This window comes from Novosphingobium sp. NDB2Meth1, assembly GCF_900117425.1.
In the GTDB taxonomy this organism is placed as follows: Bacteria; Pseudomonadota; Alphaproteobacteria; order Sphingomonadales; family Sphingomonadaceae; genus Novosphingobium.
On the sequence record NZ_FPEH01000012.1, the window covers coordinates 318,691 to 338,772 of the forward strand.

Consider the following 20,082-nt stretch of genomic DNA (forward strand, 5'->3'; position numbering starts at 1 on the left):
GATTTCTAGGGAAGCGGCCCGTCCGGCAGGCCGAGTGCGGCGCGGTCTGCGGTGGCGCCGGCGAGGTCGATGCCGGCGAGGGCTGCGCGGGCTTGCGCATCGAGGAGGCGGACGCGGGCGTCGGTGGCGGCTTCCTCGCGCATGTTGAGCAGAAAGAAGTCGCTGGCGCCGAGATCGAAGCGGCGGCGTTCGGCGGAGGCGAGGTCGTCGGCGAGGGCGGCTTCGTCGGCGGCGAGGCGGGCGGTCTTGGCGGCGCCGTCGACGGCGATGGCGATGCCCTTGACTTCGACGGCGATCTGTTCGCGCACGAGCTGTTGGCGAGTGCGCAGGCCGTCGATCTCGGCGCGGGCCTCGGCGATCTTGCCCTTGGCGCTGCGGCGCTGGAGCGGGACGGTGAGGCGGATGCCGACAATGGCTTCCTCGCCGTCGCGCGATTTGCCGCCGGGCCCGGTCTTGCCGATGTCGTAGGAAAGCTCGCCGCGCACATCGAGGCGGGGCTTGAGTTCGTTTTCGGCAAGCGCGAGCTTCAATTCGGACTGGGCGAGGCGGGCGCTGAGAGTCTGCACGTCGGGCCGGTCCGCCGCTTGGCCGGGGCGCGAGGGCAGGAAGCCGGGGAGCGAGGCGGGCAGGCGATCGGGCGTGGGCACGAGGCGTTCGCCGTTCTCGTCGCGGTAGAAGAACGAGAGCGCGTTGGCGGCGGCGCCGAATTCCTGCTCGGAGCGGACGACGAGCGCGCGGCGGCGGACGATGTTGGTGTCCGCCTCGGTGAGGAGGATCGCGGGGCGGGCGCCCAATTGGACCTGCCGGGCGATGCCGGCGCGGCGCTGCTCGGCGAGGTCGAGGAGCGCCTGATAGGCCTTGAGGCGCAGGCCGGCGGCGACCCAGTTCTGATAGGTGGCGGCAGCGCGCGCCTGGACGCCGATGGCGACCATCTCGCGCTCGAGGCGGGCGGCATCGATATCGCGCGCGGCGATGGCGATGCGGCCGCGGCGCTCGTCGATGGCCTTGTCGCGAAGCAGGGCGAACAGGCCGCCGATCTTCAACTCGCCGAGGCGGTCGGTATAGGCCTTGTCCTCGTAGATGGGGAAGGTGCCGCTGCTGACGCGGTAGCCGCCGTAGATCGAGCCGCCGTTATTGGTGAGCGGGCGGGTTGCCTTGCTTTCGAGATAGCTGCCCGAATAGTAGCCGAGCACGCGGCTGCCGACATCGACATCGAACACGGTATCGAACGCACCTTCCGCCGAGAGGGCGCGGCCTTCGGCCTGGCGGACGCGGGCCATCGCCTCGACGATCTGCGGCGCCTGCCGGGCCGAGCTGTCGAGCACGTCAGCCAAAGTGAGGGGCGGGGTCTGCGCTGCCGCGGCGACGGGCCACAGCAGCGCGAGAGCCAGCAGAAGGCGGCGGATCATTTCGGCTTGCCCGCTTTCCGCACGGTGGCGTCGTCGTCCTTCGCAACGCCGTAGTCGTCGCCGGCGCTCTTGCCGGCCTTGGCGTTGATCGAATCCTTGATGTCCTTGCTGAATTCAAGCGGGAAGTCGTTGAGCTGGCGCCAGAGTTCGTAGCCGACGCGGACGGTTTCCATCTGGATCCAGCCGCGGACCTTGGCACCGAGCTTGGTGAAGCGCAGGTCGGGCCAGGGGCGCTTGCCGGGGGCGGGTTCGACAAGGACGCGGAACAGGCCGCCCGCGTTCGAAGTGGGGTCGACCGCGCGGACGCGACCATCGAAGATGCCTTGCGCGACCGAGGGCCAGCCGGAGAACTGGATCGCGGGCCAGCCTTCGAATTCGAGGCGGACCTGCTGGCCGGGGCGGACGAGCGCGATGTCGCGGCCATCGATGTAGAGCGCGACGGCGCGTTCGGCAGTTTCGGGCGCGACGGTGGCGAGGACCGAGCCGGGGGAGACGACGCCGCCGGAGAGCGCGGCGTTCACGGTCTGGATGCGGCCATCGCGGGGGGCGCGGACGACCTGGCTCGACTGGCGCGCCAGCTGGACGTCGATGCGCTGGAGCTTGGCGCGCGATTCGGCGAGCTTGGCGCCGCCTTCGGCGACCTTGATCTGCGCGAGTTCGTAGTCGCGGCGGGCGATCAGGCCATCGCGCAGCAGCGCGGAGGCGCGGTTGACATCGAGCATCGCGGTGGCGCGGGACTGGGTGACCGCGGCGATTTCCGCCTCGATCTGCGCGCGTTCGGCAGCGAGGCGGGTGAGGTAGTCAGGGTCGAGGTCGATCACGCGGGCGATGGGCTGGCCGGCCTTCACCTGCTCGCCGTCCTTGACGTACCATTCGCTGATGCGCCCGGAGACGAGGCTGGAGACATCGGCGGCGCGGTCATCGGGATTGAGCGCGACGACGAGGCCATCCCCGTTCGCGGTCTGGACCCAGGGCACGAAGGCCATGACCAGCGCGGCGGCGGTGATGCCGAGCGCGACCAGCCACGCGGTGATGACCACCACGCGCGGGGCCTTCATCTTCGCGAGCGTGGGGAAGTGATCGATATGCTCAAGACGATAGGTCACGGGCTGCCTCCCTGTCTGCTACGTGGGCCGCGAGTTCGGCGGCGGAGGCGAAACGGATCTGCTCCTGACGGCCGAGCCAGAGCCAGCCATCGAGCGCGAAGGAGCCGGGGCGCGAAGTGCACAGGAGCACGGTGGTGCCGGCGGCCTTGAGGCGTTCGAGCACGCCGAACAGCTGCGCGGGCGGCATCACATCGAACACCGGCGCGAGGACGAGGACCTTGGGGCAAGCCAGCAGCGCGTTGGCGAGCTTGAGTTCCATGACTTCGCCCACGGTGAGCGGCCAGCCCGAGGAGGCGAGCGGCGTATCCAGTCCTTCGGGCAGGCTGGCGATGCGTTCGCTGAGGCCCACGGCATTGATGGCGTCGAGGATGCTTTCCGAGGTCGCGTCAGAGATGGCGAGATTGAGGTATTCGCGGATGGTGACTTCGACGATCGTTGGCCGGTCGAGCACGATGATCTCGGAGCGCAGCAGGTACATGTTGAGCCCGCCAAGATCGGAGCCGCCAACGGTGACGAGGCCGTGGTCGGGCGCGACATGGCGCTTGAGCAGCATCGAGAGCGTGCGCTCGACGCCCGGTTCGGGGACAGTGACGAGGCGTTCGCCCGCGGCAAGCGAGAAGTTGAGATGCGTCTCGCCGAGCTTGACGTCGCGCAGCGAAATCGCGCCGTCGCGGGGGCCCTGCGTGCTGGGGATGGGAAGCTTTTCCTGCGCGATGCCGTAGAGGAGCGAGAGTTCTTCGCAACTGGCGACGAGATCGTAGAACGAATCGAGGTACCAGCCGAGCTGGCTGACGCCGTAGAACACGCCGGAGAGGATAAGCTCGGCGCCGACGAGCTGGCCGATGGTGAGCTCGCCCGCGAGGATGAGATTGCCGCCCAGCGCCAGCAGCGCCGCCGAAGCGGTGGCGTAGAGCGTGAAGAACGCCAGCGTCTGGGCGAAGCTGTAGCGGAAATAGCCCTTGTGCTTGGCGATGTAGTTCGCGGTCATCGCCTCGGACCGGTCCATCGCGAAGCCGACATGGCGGCTCGACTTGTAGAAGCCGTTGGAGCTGCCGACGCTTTCGAGCCAGCGCGCGGTATCGTGCTTGGCGTGGCTGAGGGCGACCGCATTGGTCATCGAACCCCGCGACCACAGCAGCCAGATGACCAGCAGCGCGAGCAGCAGCGTGACGTTGAAGGCGAGGAAGAAGGGGTGATAGAAGCTGGTGACGATCAGGCCGACCGCCGATTGCAGCACGATGGTGAAGCCGCCGATGAGGAGGCTGGGCACCGCCTTTTGCACGACGGTCAGGTCGAAGAAGCGGTTGAAAAGATCCGCCCGGCGCGCATCGCCGAAGAACGGATCGCGCGCGTGGACGGCGCGGATGGTGATTTCGGCGACGATGCGGGCGAACAGGCGCCGCTCGAACAGCGTCATCACATAGACGCGCAGCGCCGAGAGCATCGCCACGACGAACAGCAGCGTGAAAAGGAGCGCCGCCAGCGTCCATAGCTGGGCGGGCAGCGCGGTGTAGGCCACACTGTTGATGAGGAGTTGGACTGAAATGGGTGTGGCCAGCGACAGCAGGCCTATGGCAATGCCATAGACCGCCGCCAGGCGCAGATATCCCGCGTCCGGCCCGATGATTTCGGCCATCCAGCGTATTGCATCGCGCAGTTCGACCCGCGTTGGTGCAGCCATGAAGTTCCCTGAGAGCTCTGATTTCCGGTATCGGTGCGGTGCATTTAGGACATTGTGCAGCGCAGCGCCAATTACATCTCTTGTCTGGCCCCTATAGGCTATGGTTATAACCAAAGAATGACCACGATCCGCCAACTCCACTACCTTGTCGCGCTGGCCGATACCGGTTCGTTCGCGGAAGCGGCGCGGATCAGCCATGTCTCGCAGCCGGCGCTGAGCCAGCAGGTCAAGGCGCTGGAGGAGCGGCTCGGGGTGCGGCTGCTGGAGCGCTCGACGACGGGGGCGATCCTGACGCCGATCGGGCGGAGCATCGTATCCAAGGCGCGCGGCATTCTGGGTGAAGTACGCGCCATCGAGGAGCTGGCGCAGTCTGCGGCGACGGGGCTGACCGGGACGCTGCGGATGGGGACGACGCCGACTTTGGGGCCCTATCTGCTTTCGCCGATCATTGCCGATCTGCACCGCGCGGCACCGGGGCTGAGGCTCTATGTGCGCGAGGGCATTCCGGACGAGCAGGCGCTGCAGGTCTCGCGCGGGGAGCTCGACGTGATGCTCGGGCCGCTGCCGATCCGGGGGGATGATCTGGAAATCGAGCCCTTGTTCCGCGAGCCGCTCGATCTGGTGGTGGCGGTGGACAGCCCGCTGGCGGAAGGGCGGGTCGATCCGGGGGCATTGGCGGGGCAGGTGCTGCTCTCGCTCGACACGCGGCATCACCTGCACCGAGAAACGCAGCTTATAGCCGAGGCGCATAACATGGCGCTGAGCCCGGACTATGAGGGTACCAGCCTCGACAGCCTGCACATGATGGCGGCATCAGGTCTGGGGCTGACGGTGCTGCCGCGGCTCTATCTGCAAAGCGATGTCGGCGGGCTTTCGGGTATTGCCGTGGTCAACGTGGCGGGATGGAAGGCGCATCGTTCGGTGGCGCTGGCGTGGCGGCGGGGGACGAGCATGGAAGCGGCGTTCCGCACGATCGCCGAGCACGTGCAGCGCTCGGCGCGGCGGATGCTGGAGAAGGGGTTGGCTTAGGGCTTTGTCGGAGCTTCCCAGCCGCCGCCGAGGGCCTTGAAGACGCTGATCTGGGCGTCGGCGCGGTCGGCTTCGGCCTGGGCGAGGGCGGCGCGGGTCTGGGCGCGCTGGCGTTCGGCGTCAAGCAATTGCAGGAAGCTGTCGGCGCCGTAGTCGAAGCGGATGCGCGAGAGGCGGGCGGCGTCGTTGCTGGCGGTCATCGCGCGGCGCAGCGAGGCTTCGCGCTGGGTGGCGCCGCCGGCGCGGGCGAGTGACTGTTCGGCTTCCTTGAGCGCATTGAGGATGGCGGCGTCGAACTTTGCCAGCGAGCCTTCGGCGACGGCCTTGCTTTCGCGGACGCGCGCGCGGGCGGCGCCGTTGAAGGGGAAGTTCCACTTGATCTGCGGGCCGACCGAGTAGCCGAACGAATTGGCACTGCCGAGATTGCTGAACTGGGTCGCGCCGAGCGAGGTGCTGCCGAGGAGCGAGATCTTTGGATAGAGCGCGGCGGTGGCGATGCCGATGCGCGCGGTATCGGCGGCAAGCGCGCGTTCGGCCTGGCGGACATCGGGGCGGCGCGCGAGGAGCGCTTCGCCGTCGCCGACCGGGAGCGGTTCGGTGGCCATCGGCACGGCGCGGCACTTGGCGGCGGCGCTGTCGAGGATCGTGGCGGGTGCATCGCCGATCAGGACGGCGAGCGCGTAGAGCGCGGAGCGGCGCTGGGCTTCGAACACCGGAACCTGCGCGCGGGCCTGCTCGATAAGGACGGTGGCCTGATCGACTTCGCTTTGCGTGCCGCGCCCGGCGGCGAGGCGGCGCTGTGTGAGATCGAGCGTGCGGGCCTGCAGTTCCTCGGTCTCGCGCGCGACGTCGGCCTGCTGCCCGAAGCCGCAGGCCGAGGCGTAGGCGCGCGCGGTCTCGGCGGCGACCGCAACGCGCGCGGCATCGACGGCGGCTTGTGCCGAGGCGGCATCGGCGCGGGCAGCTTCGAGCGAGCGGCTGACCCCGCCGAAGAGATCGACCTCGTAGGAGGCATCATAGCCCACAGAGAAGAAATCGAACGAGACGGTGCGGCTGAGCGCGGGGACCACCTGCTGGCTGTTGGTGAACTGCGCGGTCGCACCGGAGGTCGGCAGGCGCGCGGCGCCGGCTTCGGAGAGCACGGCGCGGGCGCGCTGGAGATTGGCGGCGGCGACGCGCAGGTCGGAGTTCTTTGTCAGGGCCTGCGTGACGAGCCGGTCGAGCTCGGGGTCCTTGAACAGCTGCCACCACTGCGCCGGGAGCGGCGAAGGGGTGACGGCGCCGTTTTCCAGCGCTTCGGTGAGGCGGACCTGCTCGGGCGGGAGCGCGGCGGGGCGCTTGTAGTCCGGGCCGACGGCGCAGGCCGACAGGAGCAGCGCGGGGAGGAGGGCGGCGAGACGCTTGATGCCCCGGTTCATGCTTCGCCCTCCGCCGCCGGGAGGGCCTTTGGCTTGCGGCGCAGCCATTGGCCGACGCGTTCGCCGAAATTGCGGCTGATGATGTAGAACGAGGGCGTAAAGAGCAGGCCGAAGCCGGTCACGCCGATCATCCCGAAGAACACCGCGATGCCGAGCGCCGAGCGCATTTCCGCGCCGGGGCCGGTGGCGATGACGAGCGGCAGGGTGCCGAGGATGAAGGCGATCGAGGTCATCACGATCGGGCGCAGGCGCTGGTGCGCGGCGCGTTCGGCGGCGGCGCGGGGTTCCAGACCCTCGTCCTCGCCCTGCCGCGCGAACTCGACGATGAGGATCGCGTTCTTGGCGGCGAGGCCGATCAGCACGACGAGACCGATCTGGGTAAGGATATTGTTGTCGCGGCCCATGATGTCGACGCCGACGATGGCGGCGAGGAGACACATCGGGACGATCAGGATCACCGCGAGCGGGAGGACGAGGCTTTCGTATTGCGCCGCGAGGAGCAGGAACACGAAGACCACCGCGAGGCCGAACACGAGGATGCCGGTGTTGCCCGCCTGCTGCTGCTGGTAGGCAAGCTCGGTCCATTCGTAGGTGAAGCCGGCGGGGAGGTTGGCCTTGGCGAGCTGGTCCATCGTGGTCAGCGACTGGCCCGAGGAGAACCCGCGCTTGGTATCGCCCTGCAGTTCGGCGGCGGGATAGAGATTGAAGCGCACGACGCGGTAGGGGCCGCTGTCGTTCTTGAGCGTCATCACCGCGGCGAGCGGGACCATCGCGCCCGAAGCCGAGCGCGTCTTGAGCCGGAGGATATCGCCGATATCGTCGCGGTAGGGCGCGTCGGCCTGCGCGGTCACGCGGAAGGTGCGGCCGAGGAAGTTGAAATCGTTGACGTACGTGCTGCCGAGATAGGTGCCGAGCGTGGCGAATACGCGCTCGACCGGCACGCCGATCTGCTCGGCGCGCTCGCGGTCGATATCGGCCTTGAGGCGCGGGGTCTTGGTGTTGAACGTGGTGAAGACCGAGGTGAGTCCCGGCTGCTGGTTGGCCGCCATCATCATCTTGAACGCGGCGCCTTCGAGCGCCGCGTAACCGGCGCCGGTGCGGTCCTCGATCATCATCTTGAAGCCGCCGCCGGTGCCGATGCCGCGCACGGGCGGCGGCGGCACGACGAGGACGTTGCCGGCGGTGATGCTGCCATAGGACTTGCGCAGTTCGTTGGCGACCTGATCCGCCGAGGCCTTGCGGTGGGCGAAGTCCTTGAGCGTGATGAAAATCGCGCCTGCATTGGGGGCAGTGGTGAAGGTCGCGCCGTCGAACCCGGCGAAGGCGATGGTGGCCTTCACGGCAGGATTTTCGCGCGCGATCTTGGCGGCGGCCTGCACGATCTCGTCGGTGCGCTGGAGCGAGCTGCCCGGCGGAAGCTGGACGACGCCGATCAGGTAGCTCTGGTCCTGCGCGGGGATGAAACCGGTCGGCGTTTCATAGAAGCGCCAGCCGGCGATGACGAGGAGCAGGACATACGCGACGCCGATCATGCCTAGTGAGCGCACCAGCCGCGCGGTGAGGCGGCCATAGCGCTGCGACAGGGTTTCGAAGCGCTGGTTGAAGCCGCGCGCGAAGCGTACTGGGAGGCCGCGCCAGCCAGTGGGGCAGGGCGTCTCCTCGTGGTCGCGCGGCTTCAGGATCAGCGCGGCGAGCGCGGGCGAAAGGGTCAGCGAGACGAAGGCCGAGATCGCGGTGGCGCTGACGATGGTGAGCGCGAACTGCTTGTAGAACGCGCCCGAGATGCCGGGGATGAACGCGGTCGGGATGAACACGCCGCACAGCACCAGCGCGATGGCGATGAGCGCGCCGGAGACTTCGTCCATCGTCTTGTGCGCAGCCTCGCGCGGGGTGAGGCCTTCCTCTTCCATCAGGCGCTCGATGTTCTCGACCACGACGATGGCGTCGTCGACGACGATGCCGATGGCGAGCACGAGGCCGAACAGCGAGAGGTTGTTGAGGCTGAAGCCGAAGGCGGCCATCGCGGCGAAGCTGCCGATCAGCGAGACCGGGATCGCGAGGATCGGGATGATCGAGGCGCGCCAGCTCTGCAGGAACACCAGCACGACGAGCGCGACAAGCACGATCGCCTCAAGCAGGGTGTGCTGGACGGCTTCGATCGAGGCGCTGATGTATTCGGTCGGGTGGAACGGGACCGAATAGACGAGGCCCGGCGGGAACGATTTCGACAGGGCCTCCAGCTCGGCATCGACCGCCGCGGCGGTTTTCAGCGCGTTGGAGCCTGGAAGCTGGGTAACGGCCAGACCGAAGGAGGGGTAGCCGTCGCGATAGGCGTTGGTGCCATAGTCCTGCGCGCCCAGCTCGAGGCGGGCGATATCGCGCAGGCGGGTGAGGCGGCCCTCCTCGTCGCGCTTGATGATGATATCGCCAAACTCGTCGGTCGAGGTGAGGCGCCCCGCGGTCTGGATGCCGAGCTGGAAGGCGGTGCCGCCCTGGTTGAACGGCGGCTGCCCGACCGAGCCGGCGGCGACTTGCGCGTTCTGGGCGCGGATCGCGGCGATGATCTCGTCCACCGTGAGGTTGCGGCTTGCGGCGGCATCCGGATCGATCCAGACGCGCATGTTGTAGTCGCGCCCGCCGATGATGCGCACGCCGCCCACGCCGGGAATGCGGCTCAGCCGGTCGATCACCTGCAGCGTTGCATAGTTGGATATGTACTGCTGGCTGAGCGACTTGTCGGGCGAATAGAGATTGGCGACCATCAGCAGGTCGGGCGAGTTCTTGCGCACCGTCACGCCGATCTGGCGCACTTCCTCGGGCAGGCGCGGTTCCGCCGTGGCGACGCGGTTCTGCACGAGCACCTGCGCCTGATCGACATTGGTGCCCGCCTTGAAGGTGACGGTGATCGCCACGTTGCCGTCGCCGGTGGAGGACGACTGCATGTAGATCATGTTCTCGACGCCGTTGATCGATTCCTCGAGCGGGGCGGCAATGGTTTCAGCCAGCGTTTCAGCGGTCGCGCCGGGGTAGTTCGCCGAGACGACCACCGTGGGCGGGGCGATTTCCGGATACTGGCCGACGGGCAGCGACGGGTAGGCAATCGCCCCGATGATGACGATCAGGATCGACAGCACCGCCGCGAAGATCGGACGGTCGATGAAGAAATGCGGCAGGCGCATTACTTGGCCGTGGCTTCTGCCGCTGCGGGCGCCGCGATGGCGTTCGAGGCAGGGGAATCCGCTGCCGCGCGGGGCTTCATCGTGATGAGCTTGGCATCGACCGGCATGCCGGGCTGGAGCCGCGCGAGGCCATCGAGAATGACCTTTTCGGTCGGCGTGAGGCCGGTCTTGATCACGCGCAGGCCTTCGACGAGCGGGCCGGTCTCGACATTGCGCTGGAGGCTCTTGCCGTCCTTGTCGACGACGTAGACGAAGCGGCGGGTCTGGTCGGTGACAATGGCTTCATCGGGGACAAGCAGTGCGCTGTAGGTGCCCGAGCCGAGCAGGCGGGCGCGGCCGAACATGCCGGGGACGAGGAAGCCATTCGGGTTGCTGACTTCAGCGAAAGCGCGGATCGTGCCGGAATTGCGGTCGATCGCGTTGTCGACGAACTTCATCAGGCCGTGCCAGCGGTAGCTTGTCTCGTCCGCCAGCTTGATGTCGACCGGATTGGGGGCATAGCGCGAGGATTCGCGCTCGCCCGCCTGCGCCTGGCGGACATATTTGAGGTAGAAGGTTTCCGCGCCTTCGAAGGCGAAGCGGATCGGATTGACGGTGACGATGCGGGTGAGCACCGTCTGCCCGGCGGCTACATAAGTGCCGATCGAGACGCGCTTGTCCGAGACGCGCCCGCTGATCGGGGAGCGGACCGTAGTGAAGGAAAGATCGAGCGACTTGGCTTCGAGGTTTGCCCTGGCTGCGTCGGCGGCTGCGACGGCGCTGCGCAAGTTGGCTTCCTTGGTCTCGAACTCCTCGCGGCTGACGGCCTGCGCATCGACAAGCTTCTGCGCGCGGGCCAGCTCGGTACGGGCATTGGTCAGGGCCGCCTGGGCCTTGGCGAGATCGGCGCGGGCCTGTTCGGCGGCGGCGCGATAGGGGCGCGGATCGATGGTGAAGAGGACCTGGCCCTTCGCCACTTCGACGCCTTCGCGGAAGTTCACGCTTTCGACCGTGCCGGAGATGCGCGGGCGAATCTCGACGTCCTGCACGGCTTCGAACCGGCCGACGTAGTCGTCCCAATCGACCACCTGCCGCTTCAGCGGAACGGCGGCGGAGACATGCGGCTTGGGGGGTGGCGGGGGTGCTGACGGGGAGCAAGCGGCGAGGGCCGCTGCGGCGAGGAGGGGGAGAGAAATGATTCGACGCACTTAACTCTCGTAAGTGTCCTAGTTTCAAAGTGCAACGCCTGCTGCGGTGCAGCGAGGTGACCCGACAGGGTGAAGATCATCCCCCCGGACCTTCACCGCGCACTCCCGTCTTGGCAGTGGCGCAGGGCGTGATCAGTTGCTACAAGCAACGCAAATGGATGCCGGTGGGGAGTAAAACGCGTGGCAATCGAGGCAAAGGTGAATGGCAAGCCGGTGAGCTTCGCAGGGGAACCGGATACCCCGCTGCTCTGGGCGATCCGCGAAGAGCTGGGGATGACCGGCACCAAGTTCGGCTGCGGGATCGCGGCCTGCGGGGCCTGCAGCGTGCATATCGACGGCGAGATCACGCGCTCGTGCAGCGTGCCGATCAGCGACGTGGCCGGCAAGTCGATCACCACGATCGAAGGCCTCGCCGCCGCTGATGGAACGTTGACCGCGTTGCAACAAGCATGGATCGCGCATCAGGTGCCGCAGTGCGGCTATTGCCAGTCGGGCCAGATCATGGCCGCGGCGGCCTTGCTGGCGAAGACGCCCAAGCCGACCGACGCCGATATCGACGCGGCGATGACCAATATCTGCCGCTGCGGGACTTATCCGCGCATCCGCGCCGCGATCCATGATGTGGCCGGCACTGCCGCCACTCCCGCCACCAACCCGGCCTGAGGAGAACGCAGATGGGCATGATCCGCAGAACCTTCCTCATCGGCGGCGCGGCACTGGTCGGCGGCGGCATTTTCGCGGTCCAGTATGGCGACAGCTCGGCCAGGTCGCAGGCGGCCAAGCTGACCGACGGCAAGGACGGACACAATTTCGGCACCTGGCTGCGCATCGGCGAGGACGACACCGTCACGCTCTATTCGCCGCACACCGATATCGGGCAGGGTTCGAACACCGGCCTCGCGCAGATGCTGGCCGAAGAGCTGGACGCCGACTGGAGCAAGCTTTCGGTCGTTTCGGCGCCCGCTGAGTCCGCGTTTGCCAACGTGGTGCTGGGCAAGGGCTTCCTTTCGGAAATGAGCGGCTATCCGGGCATCATCGGGGCGATGCCGATGTCGCTGCTGGGAACGATCGCGCGGCAGCTCAACCTGCAGATCACCGGCGGTTCTTCGGCACTTCGCTTCACCGGGCAGCACGGGCTGCGGGTGCTGGGCGCAGGCACGCGTCAGGCGCTGATCGAGACGGCGGCGGGGCGCATGGGCGTTCCGGCGGGCGAACTGGCGACAGCGGACGGCAAGGTTGTCCATGCCAAGTCGGGCAAGTCGCTGCGCTACGGCGAACTCGCGGCGGAAGCGGCGACGCGCAGTCTTTCGACCAAGGTGGCCCTGAAGGAGCCCAAGGACTTCAAGCACATGGGGAAATCCGTTCCCCGCTTCGACATTCCGGCCAAGGTCAACGGCACCGCGCAATACGGCATGGACGTGATGAAACCCGGCATGCGGGTGGCGACGGTGATCGCGGCGCCGGTGCGCGGGGGCAAGCTGGAATCGGTGGATCCCAAGCCCGCGCTGGCCGTGGCGGGCGTCGAGAAGGTGATCAGCCTCGATGCCGCGGTGGTGGTGATCGCCAAGGGCTATTGGCAGGCGCTCAAGGGCGCGCGGGCGTTGGCGCCGAAGTTCACCGATGGTGGGCACAGCCTGCTGTCGACCGCGACGAACTTCGCCGAGCAGGACAAGCTGCGGAGCGAAGGCAAGCCGACCAAGACCATGGGCGAGGGCGATGTCGATGCCGCGCTCAAGGCCAATGGCGTCAAGGTGATCGAGGCGGACTACCGCATGCCGTTCCTCCACCACGCGATGATGGAGCCGTTTGCGCTCACCGCGCATTACAAGGACGGGCACCTCGACGTGTGGGGCGGCATGCAGGACCCGCTCGGCGCCAAGGCCGCGGCGGCGAGCGCGGCGGGCCTTGGCGCGGACAAGGTGACGTTCCACCCGATGCTGATCGGCGGCAGCTTCGGTCGCCGCCTGCCGATGTACATGGAGATCGTCGACCAGGTCGCGCGGGTGGCGATGCAGGTGCCTTATCCGGTCAAGCTGATCTGGTCGCGCGAGGAGGAAGTCTCGCAAGGCGCGTACCGTCCGCAGAGCTCGGCCAAGCTGACGGCGGCGCTCTCGGCGGACGGCAAGATCACCGCGTGGCGCAACGATTTCGCGCAGCCGGAGGATGGCCTGCGCGAAGTGCCGTTCTTCTACGATGTGCCCGCCGTGGCGCGGCGGCATTTCAAGCAGGTCTCGAACCAGACGGTCGGCGCGTGGCGTTCGGTCAATGCGACGCAGCATGGGTTCACGACCGAGAGCTTCATGGACGAGCTCGCGCATACGGCGGGCGTCGATCCGGTCGAGTTCCGCCTCAAGCACCTGAAGCCCGGGCGGCACCGCACGGTGCTGGAGGAGGTGGCGAAGCGCAGCGGGTGGGGCTCGCCGATGGAGCCGGGCCATGCGCGCGGCGTGGCCGTGGTCGAATGCTTCAACACGATCGTCGGGCAGGTGATCGAGGCTTCGCTCGACGAGGCCGGCATGCCCAAGGTGCACAAGGCCTGGGCGGTGGTCGATTGCGGCACGGTGGTGAACCCGACGGCGGCCGAGGGGCAGATCCTCGGCGGGCTGGTGATGGGGCTTTCGTCGGGCATCGGCGAGGCGATCACGCTCGACAAGGGCGCGGTGCAGCAGAGCAATTTCAGCGACTATGAAGTGCTCAAGCTGGCGAACGCGCCGACGGTCGACGTGCACTTCATCAACAGCGGGGCGGAAATGGGCGGGATCGGCGAACCGGGCCTGCCACCGGCGACGCCAGCCTTGGCAAACGCGCTGTTCGCGCTGACGGGCAAGCGGGTGCGCTCGCTGCCGATCAAGGATCAGGCGAAGGCTTGATTTCGAGGGGTTGCGGGACTCCGGATCGAGTCCGGGGTTTCGGACTGCTGCCTTCTCCTTTCGTCATTCCCGCCTTCGCGGGAATGACGAGGGTGGGGAATGATCGGTTACGGAGCCAGACCTGTCGCGCTTTCCGGCACATTCCAGCCGCGGATCGCGATGCTGGCGGGCTTGGCGCTGGGGGGGACACGCACGGTGAGGGTGCGCGCCTCGCCCGGCATCAGTGAGATGTAGTTGTCTTCGTAGAAGACGGGGAGGACGCGGGCGCCTGCCTTGTCGAGGACGGTGAGCTTGATCGCGAGTGCGGGGGTTTTGCCGGTGTTGGCGAGGCTGAGGATGAGCGGGCGGTCGCTGCCCTGCGGCGCCCCGGCCTTGGCTGTGAGGCTGATCGCGGCGGCGGGCATCGTGTTCAGGTCGCGGTAGGCGGCGGTGTCGCGGCCGCGCCAGTAGAAATTGCGGCTGAGCAGCGCGCCCTTGGTATCGACGAGATCGAGCGCGACGAGGACCATCGCGCCATTCGTCATGAGCGGGGCGAGATCGACTGTTCCTGCCGGCGTTGCCGTGTTGGCCGGAGCGTTCAGCGGCATTTCCTGCTGGAGGAGTGTACGTCCCGCCAGATCCGTCACGCGCACCTTGGCCGTCAGCGCCGGGATATCCCCGCGCGTGGTGTTGATCACCATGAGCTGGTTGTCCGGCAGGTTGAGCTGGATGTGCACTGGTTCCGCTCCGGCGCGGGCGCCGTAGTAGGCGGCGTGGGTGTCCATGTCCGAGCTGTAGAGCTGCCAGGCGTTGGAAGGCCACGAGGGGTGGGTCATCCAGAACAGGCGGCCGGAGTTTTTCGTCCACAAGTGGCCGAGGAAGCCTTCCATCATCGCCTTGTGCGTCTCGAGGTTCATCATCTGTGCCTTGCGCTCGAAGTCCGCGAGGCTGGTCGCGGGGCCGAACATGGCGGCCAGCGTGTCCATGAAGGTGCGCGTGTCGCCGTTCCCGCTGAAGTGCCAGTCATGGTAGGCCATGGTATCGCCGAGCGGCCAGCGGTCGGCGGCAGGCACGCTGGCTTCGATGGCTTCGCGGGTGGCGAGGCTGGGGGTGCCGGTTTCGACCGAGAAGCCGCTGGCAAGATCGGTGAAATAGCCTTCTGGCGGGCGGTAATTGTAGGGGCCGCTCCCTTGCAGGTTCACGACGTTGGAGGAGCCAGTGTACCAGCGGGTGCCATCGAGCCGCTGCACGAGCGCATCGAGGCCTTCGTTGAGCGCGGGATAGGGGACGCCTTCGTTGCGGCCGAACCAGACCACGATCGAGGGGTGATTGCGGTAGCGCGCGATGGTGTCTGCCGCATTGGCGAGGAAGAGCTGCGGGTCCTCGGGCTCGATCTGGAAATCCTGCGTGGACTGCCAGAAATCGTTGAGGATCATCATGCCATTCTCGTCGGCAAGGTCGTAGAACGCGGCTTGCGTGTTGTTGCCCATCCAGTTGCGGATGACGTTCATGTGGGCTTCGCGCTCGAGCCGGAAATAGGGTTCGAGCTCGGCGCGGCCGAAGCGCTTCATCGCATCGTCCATGCCCCAGCTGCCGCCGCGCGCGGCGATGCGCACGCCGTTGACGCGCAAGGTGAGGTGGGGGAGCTGGGTCGACGGCGGGACGGGGCGCACGGCGGGGGATTTTTCGCCTGCGGGGGTCAGGCTTTGTGCCCAGCCGAGCGGGGTCTGCTTGATGGCGCTGTGGCGGACGTCGATCAGGGGTAGTTCGCCGGGTCTGGCGTCGGTGGGATCGACTTCGACGCGGTTCAAACGGCCTGCGTGGTCGAACAGCGCGAGCTCGTAGCTGACTTCGCGAATGCCGAAGCGCAAGGATCGGGTGTCGGAGGGCTGGCCATTGGCGGCGGCGGAGAGGGTGAGGGTGTAGAGGGCCGGGTCGCCGTAACCGTTGGGCCACCAGAGGCGGGGGTTGGCGATGTGGAGCGCGGGGTCGGTCGTCGGTGAGAAGGCGACGGTGGTTTCGCCGGGGGCGGCGGTGACGGTGCGGGTAAGGGTGATGTCGCCGATCTTTGCGGTTACGGTGACGGGGATTGGCTGCGCGGCGGGGTTGGTGAGCGGGACCGTGATGGTGATATCGGCGCTGTCGGTTTTCGGGAGCGGCAGGTCGGTGACGACGTGCGGATCGCCAAGGCGGACGGGGCCGGTCGCTTCGAGCGCGACGCCTTGCCAGAGGCCGGTGTTGCGATCGCGGATGCCGGGGATCCAGTCCCAGCCCTCGGTGGCGACGAAGGTGGGCCCGTCGATGGCAAGCTGGCCGCCGTTTTCGCCGACGCCGCCCTTGATCGATTGCTCGTGCGGGATGCCGGGGTGCGGAGGAGGACTGACTTTGACGGCGACCACGTTTTCGCCGGCCAAGGGCGCGAAGGCGAAGCGGCCGCGGGCGAAGGCGCCTTTCATGGTGCCGGCGCGGATGCCGTTGATCCAGACTTCGGCGGCGTAGTTGATCCCGTCGAAGCGCAGGGCGAGGGATTTTCCGGCGGCTTCGGCGGGGAGGGTGAAGCTGGTGCGGTACCAGTAGTCCTGCCGGGCGAGGCTTTCGGGAATCGCGAGGTTGTTGAGGCCGTAGTACGGATCCGGGTAGATGCCGCGGTCGACCATGGTGGCGAGGACCGTGCCGGGGACGCGCGCGGCGAGCCACCTGGCGGTGTCGACGCCGGGGCGGGAGAGGGCGGCGCCATCAGCGGGGCCGAGATCGGGGGCGGGGATCAGCCTCCAGCCATTCATTTGCCACTCGCCCGGAGTGGCGGGGGGGGGCGCGGGCTGGGCCTTGACCGGGATGGCACGGGGGGCGCTGGGCGGGGTGTTGGCGTGCGGGAGGAGCCAGGCGTCCTGCTGTTCGGTGAGGCCTATGTTTGCCTTGCGCTGGAAGGGCCAGCCGACGCCGACATCGCGGAACTGGACGACGGTGAAATCGGGGCGCTGGGCGAAGAGGGTGGCGGGGTCGCGGACGGTGTTGTCGAGCGTGGCTTCGGCGAGGGAACCGGCGAAGTGGGGCTTGCCGGGGAGCGGCGGGGCGATGGCGATGCGGGGTTCGCTTGCCGGGCCGGTTGCGGGCTGCTGCGCGGCGAGCTTGCCATCGATGAACAGGTGGGCCGTTTTGCCGTCGAATGTGGCGGCGAGGTGGGTCCAGCGTCCGGCGGTGAGTGGGGTGGCGGCGGTGATCAGCGTCTGCCCCAGGCGCAGGGCGGGGCGGCCGTCCATGAGGACGAGCGCGCGGCCTTGCTGGATCAGGGTGACTTCGCCGGGCTGGATGCGGTCAGGATTGATCCATGTCGAGAGCGTGAAGGGCGCGTTGGCCGCGGCAGCCGGGATTTCGCGCTCGATCCCGATGCCGCCTTCGAGGATGCGGACGTTGTAGGGGCCGCCGCCGTCGGGCACTTCGGCATGGACCGGCGCGGCGTTGAGCGCGCTGGCGGCAATAGCACCGGCGACAGGGAGGAGCGGCGCCAGATGGCGCGCAATTGTAGGCATTTCCGGTCTCTCCCCTCGCCTCCCGGTGTGTTAGGCCCGGATCGGCTGACAACGCAATCAAGTGGCGTTACCATAGTCAAATAAAAATATAAAATAAATGCATTATTTGTTCGAACACCCTGCGAGGATATCGCCCTTCGTGCCGAGCGTCACGCTGGCAAGGCCGAACGAGAGCGGGCCGCGCGTGGCGAGGACGAGCGGGCTGGAGACGGCGTTGCTGGTGGAGCCGGCGGGCAGCAGGCACTTGAGCGGAACCGCAAGGGTTTTCCATTCGCCGAGGGCCAGGGCGGCAAGCTCGGGCAGCGCGACAGGTGCGCCGCAAGCGCCGCTGCCGCAGCGGGCCGAGATGGTGACGGGGGCGCCGGGTTTGGCATCGAGCTTGAGATTCAGCAGCAGCAGCACATCGCCGTTGGTCTCGCGCGACAGGTCGCGGGGGCTGGCGGCTTCGAGTGCGATGGTGGCGGGTTCGGGTCCCTTGCCGACGACGATGCGGCGCGCGCCTTCCTGCACGTCCTTGTCGATGGCGGTGATGGCGATGCGGCCGCCGGGCGTGGCGGCGGGGACGGGGCCGACGACATGGGGCGCGGCGTAGGGATCGGTAAGGACGAGCGACCAGCCGGTCTGCGCCTGTCCGCGCTGGAGGTAGACGCCGGGGACCGCTTCGGCGGCGACGCCGGGGTCTTCGGGGAGGGCGGTCCACGGCGCCGCGCCCTGCTTCATCGAGAGGCCGTAGCCATAGGCGTAGAGCGGATCATCGCCGTGGCGGGCGGTGCGCGGCCATGCGGTGGGGAGGCGCCCGGTGAAGTCCGCGCCGTCCTTGGCGTAGAGCACGTCGGCGACGCCTGCGCCTTCGGAGCCGGGCAGCCACGCGACCACGAAGGCGTCGGCGGCGTTGAGTTCGGGGTTCACGAACAAGGGGCGGCCGGTGAGCATGACGGCCACGACGGGGATGCCCTTGGCCTTGAGTGCCTTCATCGTGGCGAGCGGGCCGGTGAGATCGTTGCGCAGCTGGAGCGAGCGGATGTCGCCCTGAAACTCGGCATAGGGGGTTTCGCCGAAGACGACCACGGCGGCATCGGGCTTTTGCTGGAACTGGCCGTCGGGTGCATATTCGGCGCTGCCGCCGGAGGCTTCGGCGGCGGACTTGAGGCCCTCCCACAGCGTGGTGGCGCCGGGGAACTGGTCGCGGGTGAGGCCGGTGCCTTGCCAAGTGATCGTCCAGCCGCCGGACTGGCGGGCAACGTCATCCGCGCCGTCACCCGCGACGAGCAGGCGGGCGCCCTGTTTCAGCGGCAGGACGCCGGTGTTCTTGAGCAGGACCAGCGACTTGCGCACGGCTTCGCGGGCGACGGCGCGGTGCTCGGGGCTGCCGAGGAGGTTCCACTGGCCTGACAGTGGACGCGTGGAGGGCGCGCCCATTTCGAACAGGCCGAGGCGGGCCTTGACGCGCAAGATGCGGGTGACGGCATCGTCGAGGCGGGACATCGGGACAGTGCCGTCCTGCACTTGCCCCAGCAGGCTGGTGTAGAGCGGTTTCCAGCTGTCGGGCGCCATGACCATGTCGATCCCGGCGAGGAGGGCCTGCGGACAGCTGGCATTGGTGCAGCCGGCGATCTGGCCGTGGGCGTTCCAGTCGGTGACGACGAGGCCGCCGAAGCCGAGGCGGTCTTTCAGGATGTCGGTGACGAGGCCCTTGTTGCCGGCGATCTTGACGCCGTTCCAGCTGGAGAAGCTGGTCATGACGGTGGCGACGCCGTTCTCGATCGCGGGGAGATAGGGCGCGCCGTGGACGAGGCGCAGCGTGGTCTCGTCGATCTGTGCGTTGCCTTGGTCGTGGCCGTCGGTGGTGCCGCCGTCGGCGAGAAAGTGCTTGGTGCTGGCGATGACGTGCGGGCCGGCGAGGACGCGGTCGGTGGAGGGTGGACCCTGCAAACCGCGCACCATGCGCCCGACATAGCTGGCGACCAGCGCGGGATCGGAGGAATAGCCTTCATAGGCGCGGCCCCAGCGGTAGTCCTGCGGGACAGTGACGGTGGGGGCAAAGGTCCATTCCTGCCCGGTGACGCGGATCTCCACGGCGGTGGCGGCGCCGATCTTCTCGATGAGATCGGGATCGCGCATGGCGCCGAGGCCGACGTTGTGCGGGAACAGGGTGGCACCGATGATGTTGCTGTGGCCGTGGACAGCGTCGGTGCCCCAGATCATCGGAATGCCCGGGCAGCCGGGGCGGCCGCGCATCGAAGCGGCGTAGAACAGGTCGGCGTAGCGCAGCCATTCCCTGGCAGGGGCAAGGTCGTTGCCGCCGGGACCGGAATTGCCGCCGTTGAGGACGGAGCCGAGATTGTACTTCGCGACATCCTCGGGCGTGAGGCTGGCGATATCGCCCTGGATGACCTGTCCGACTTTGCAGGCGGGGTCCATCTGCTTGAGAAGCTGGGCGATTTTGGCCTCGTCGGCGTCCGTCACAACTTTCGGCCAGGCGATTCGCGGCCATTGCTCAGGGTGAACGTTCGCAGCCGACTCGGCCTTAGCGGCGGGCGGTGTGGCCTGGGCCATCGCAGTTGTAAAAGTGCCTGCGAGGACCATCGCGAAGGCCATTGTTCTGAGTGACCCGGTCTGGCGAGAAATCCGCTTCATTCCTTGGTTTTCCTCTCCGGTTCCCGGCTGGCTAAGCGTACCGGGTTCCCCTTTTAA

Annotated in this window: 11 protein-coding genes; 3 read left to right on the top strand and 8 right to left on the bottom strand. The window is 67.8% G+C overall.

What is annotated here, in order from left to right; translation table 11 throughout:
- Positions 1 to 5: 5 nt before the first annotated feature.
- From NDB2M1_RS06195 to NDB2M1_RS06205, 3 genes are read right to left on the bottom strand one after another with little or no spacing between them, the layout of a single operon-like run.
- Positions 6 to 1,409, bottom strand: coding sequence for a TolC family protein (locus tag NDB2M1_RS06195; protein WP_054120160.1), 1,404 nt, complete (start codon positions 1,407 to 1,409; stop codon positions 6 to 8).
- Positions 1,406 to 2,515, bottom strand: coding sequence for an efflux RND transporter periplasmic adaptor subunit (locus NDB2M1_RS06200; protein WP_171955332.1), 1,110 nt, complete (start codon positions 2,513 to 2,515; stop codon positions 1,406 to 1,408). Before NDB2M1_RS06200 ends, NDB2M1_RS06195 begins: the two co-directional genes overlap by 4 nt.
- Positions 2,499 to 4,196, bottom strand: a complete 1,698-nt coding sequence (locus NDB2M1_RS06205) for an ATP-binding cassette domain-containing protein (protein WP_072380550.1) — start codon at positions 4,194 to 4,196, stop codon at positions 2,499 to 2,501. Before NDB2M1_RS06205 ends, NDB2M1_RS06200 begins: the two co-directional genes overlap by 17 nt.
- Positions 4,197 to 4,313: 117 nt before the next feature.
- On the opposite strand from NDB2M1_RS06205, the gene NDB2M1_RS06210 reads away from it, so the two are divergent.
- Entirely contained in the window at positions 4,314 to 5,225 is a 912-nt protein-coding gene (locus tag NDB2M1_RS06210; RefSeq protein ID WP_072380552.1) for a LysR family transcriptional regulator, read from the top strand.
- On the opposite strand, the gene NDB2M1_RS06215 is transcribed toward NDB2M1_RS06210, so the two are convergent.
- The 3 genes from NDB2M1_RS06215 to NDB2M1_RS06225 are packed head-to-tail and all read right to left on the bottom strand — an operon-like array spanning position 5,222 to position 11,009.
- On the bottom strand, positions 5,222 to 6,643 hold the full coding sequence (locus NDB2M1_RS06215; RefSeq protein WP_072380554.1) for an efflux transporter outer membrane subunit: 1,422 nt from the start codon (positions 6,641 to 6,643) through the stop codon (positions 5,222 to 5,224). The genes NDB2M1_RS06210 and NDB2M1_RS06215 overlap by 4 nt on opposite strands.
- A complete protein-coding gene (locus tag NDB2M1_RS06220) occupies positions 6,640 to 9,822 on the bottom strand; it encodes an efflux RND transporter permease subunit (RefSeq protein ID WP_072380556.1) in 3,183 nt (1,060 codons plus the stop codon). Before NDB2M1_RS06220 ends, NDB2M1_RS06215 begins: the two co-directional genes overlap by 4 nt.
- Entirely contained in the window at positions 9,822 to 11,009 is a 1,188-nt protein-coding gene (locus tag NDB2M1_RS06225) for an efflux RND transporter periplasmic adaptor subunit (RefSeq protein ID WP_072380558.1), read from the bottom strand. Before NDB2M1_RS06225 ends, NDB2M1_RS06220 begins: the two co-directional genes overlap by 1 nt.
- A gap of 180 nt (positions 11,010 to 11,189) precedes the next feature.
- On the opposite strand from NDB2M1_RS06225, the gene NDB2M1_RS06230 reads away from it, so the two are divergent.
- Positions 11,190 to 11,672, top strand: a complete 483-nt coding sequence (locus NDB2M1_RS06230) for a (2Fe-2S)-binding protein (protein WP_305778329.1) — start codon at positions 11,190 to 11,192, stop codon at positions 11,670 to 11,672.
- Positions 11,673 to 11,689: 17 nt separating this feature from the next.
- Positions 11,690 to 13,879, top strand: coding sequence for a xanthine dehydrogenase family protein molybdopterin-binding subunit (locus tag NDB2M1_RS06235; protein WP_253185786.1), 2,190 nt, complete (start codon positions 11,690 to 11,692; stop codon positions 13,877 to 13,879).
- A 107-nt stretch (positions 13,880 to 13,986) separates the two neighbouring features.
- On the opposite strand, the gene NDB2M1_RS06240 is transcribed toward NDB2M1_RS06235, so the two are convergent.
- A complete protein-coding gene (locus NDB2M1_RS06240; RefSeq protein ID WP_072380562.1) occupies positions 13,987 to 17,388 on the bottom strand; it encodes a glycosyl hydrolase 2 galactose-binding domain-containing protein in 3,402 nt (1,133 codons plus the stop codon).
- Positions 17,389 to 17,490: 102 nt separating this feature from the next.
- The gene (locus NDB2M1_RS06245; protein WP_253185787.1) at positions 17,491 to 19,854 is read right to left on the bottom strand and encodes a glycoside hydrolase family 3 protein; all 2,364 of its coding nucleotides are present in this window, start codon (positions 19,852 to 19,854) and stop codon (positions 17,491 to 17,493) included.
- Between the last annotated feature and the right edge of the window lie 228 nt (positions 19,855 to 20,082).

What these genes read in the sequence shown, in the direction of transcription:
- NDB2M1_RS06195 (WP_054120160.1), bottom strand. Translation starts at nt 1,409, where the DNA reads ATGATCCGCCGCCTTCTGCTGGCTCTCGCGCTGCTGTGGCCCGTCGCC.
- NDB2M1_RS06205 (WP_072380550.1), bottom strand. Translation starts at nt 4,196, where the DNA reads ATGGCTGCACCAACGCGGGTCGAACTGCGCGATGCAATACGCTGGATG.
- NDB2M1_RS06210 (WP_072380552.1), top strand. Translation starts at nt 4,314, where the DNA reads ATGACCACGATCCGCCAACTCCACTACCTTGTCGCGCTGGCCGATACC.
- NDB2M1_RS06215 (WP_072380554.1), bottom strand. Translation starts at nt 6,643, where the DNA reads ATGAACCGGGGCATCAAGCGTCTCGCCGCCCTCCTCCCCGCGCTGCTC.
- NDB2M1_RS06220 (WP_072380556.1), bottom strand. Translation starts at nt 9,822, where the DNA reads ATGCGCCTGCCGCATTTCTTCATCGACCGTCCGATCTTCGCGGCGGTG.
- NDB2M1_RS06235 (WP_253185786.1), top strand. Translation starts at nt 11,690, where the DNA reads ATGATCCGCAGAACCTTCCTCATCGGCGGCGCGGCACTGGTCGGCGGC.
- NDB2M1_RS06240 (WP_072380562.1), bottom strand. Translation starts at nt 17,388, where the DNA reads ATGCCTACAATTGCGCGCCATCTGGCGCCGCTCCTCCCTGTCGCCGGT.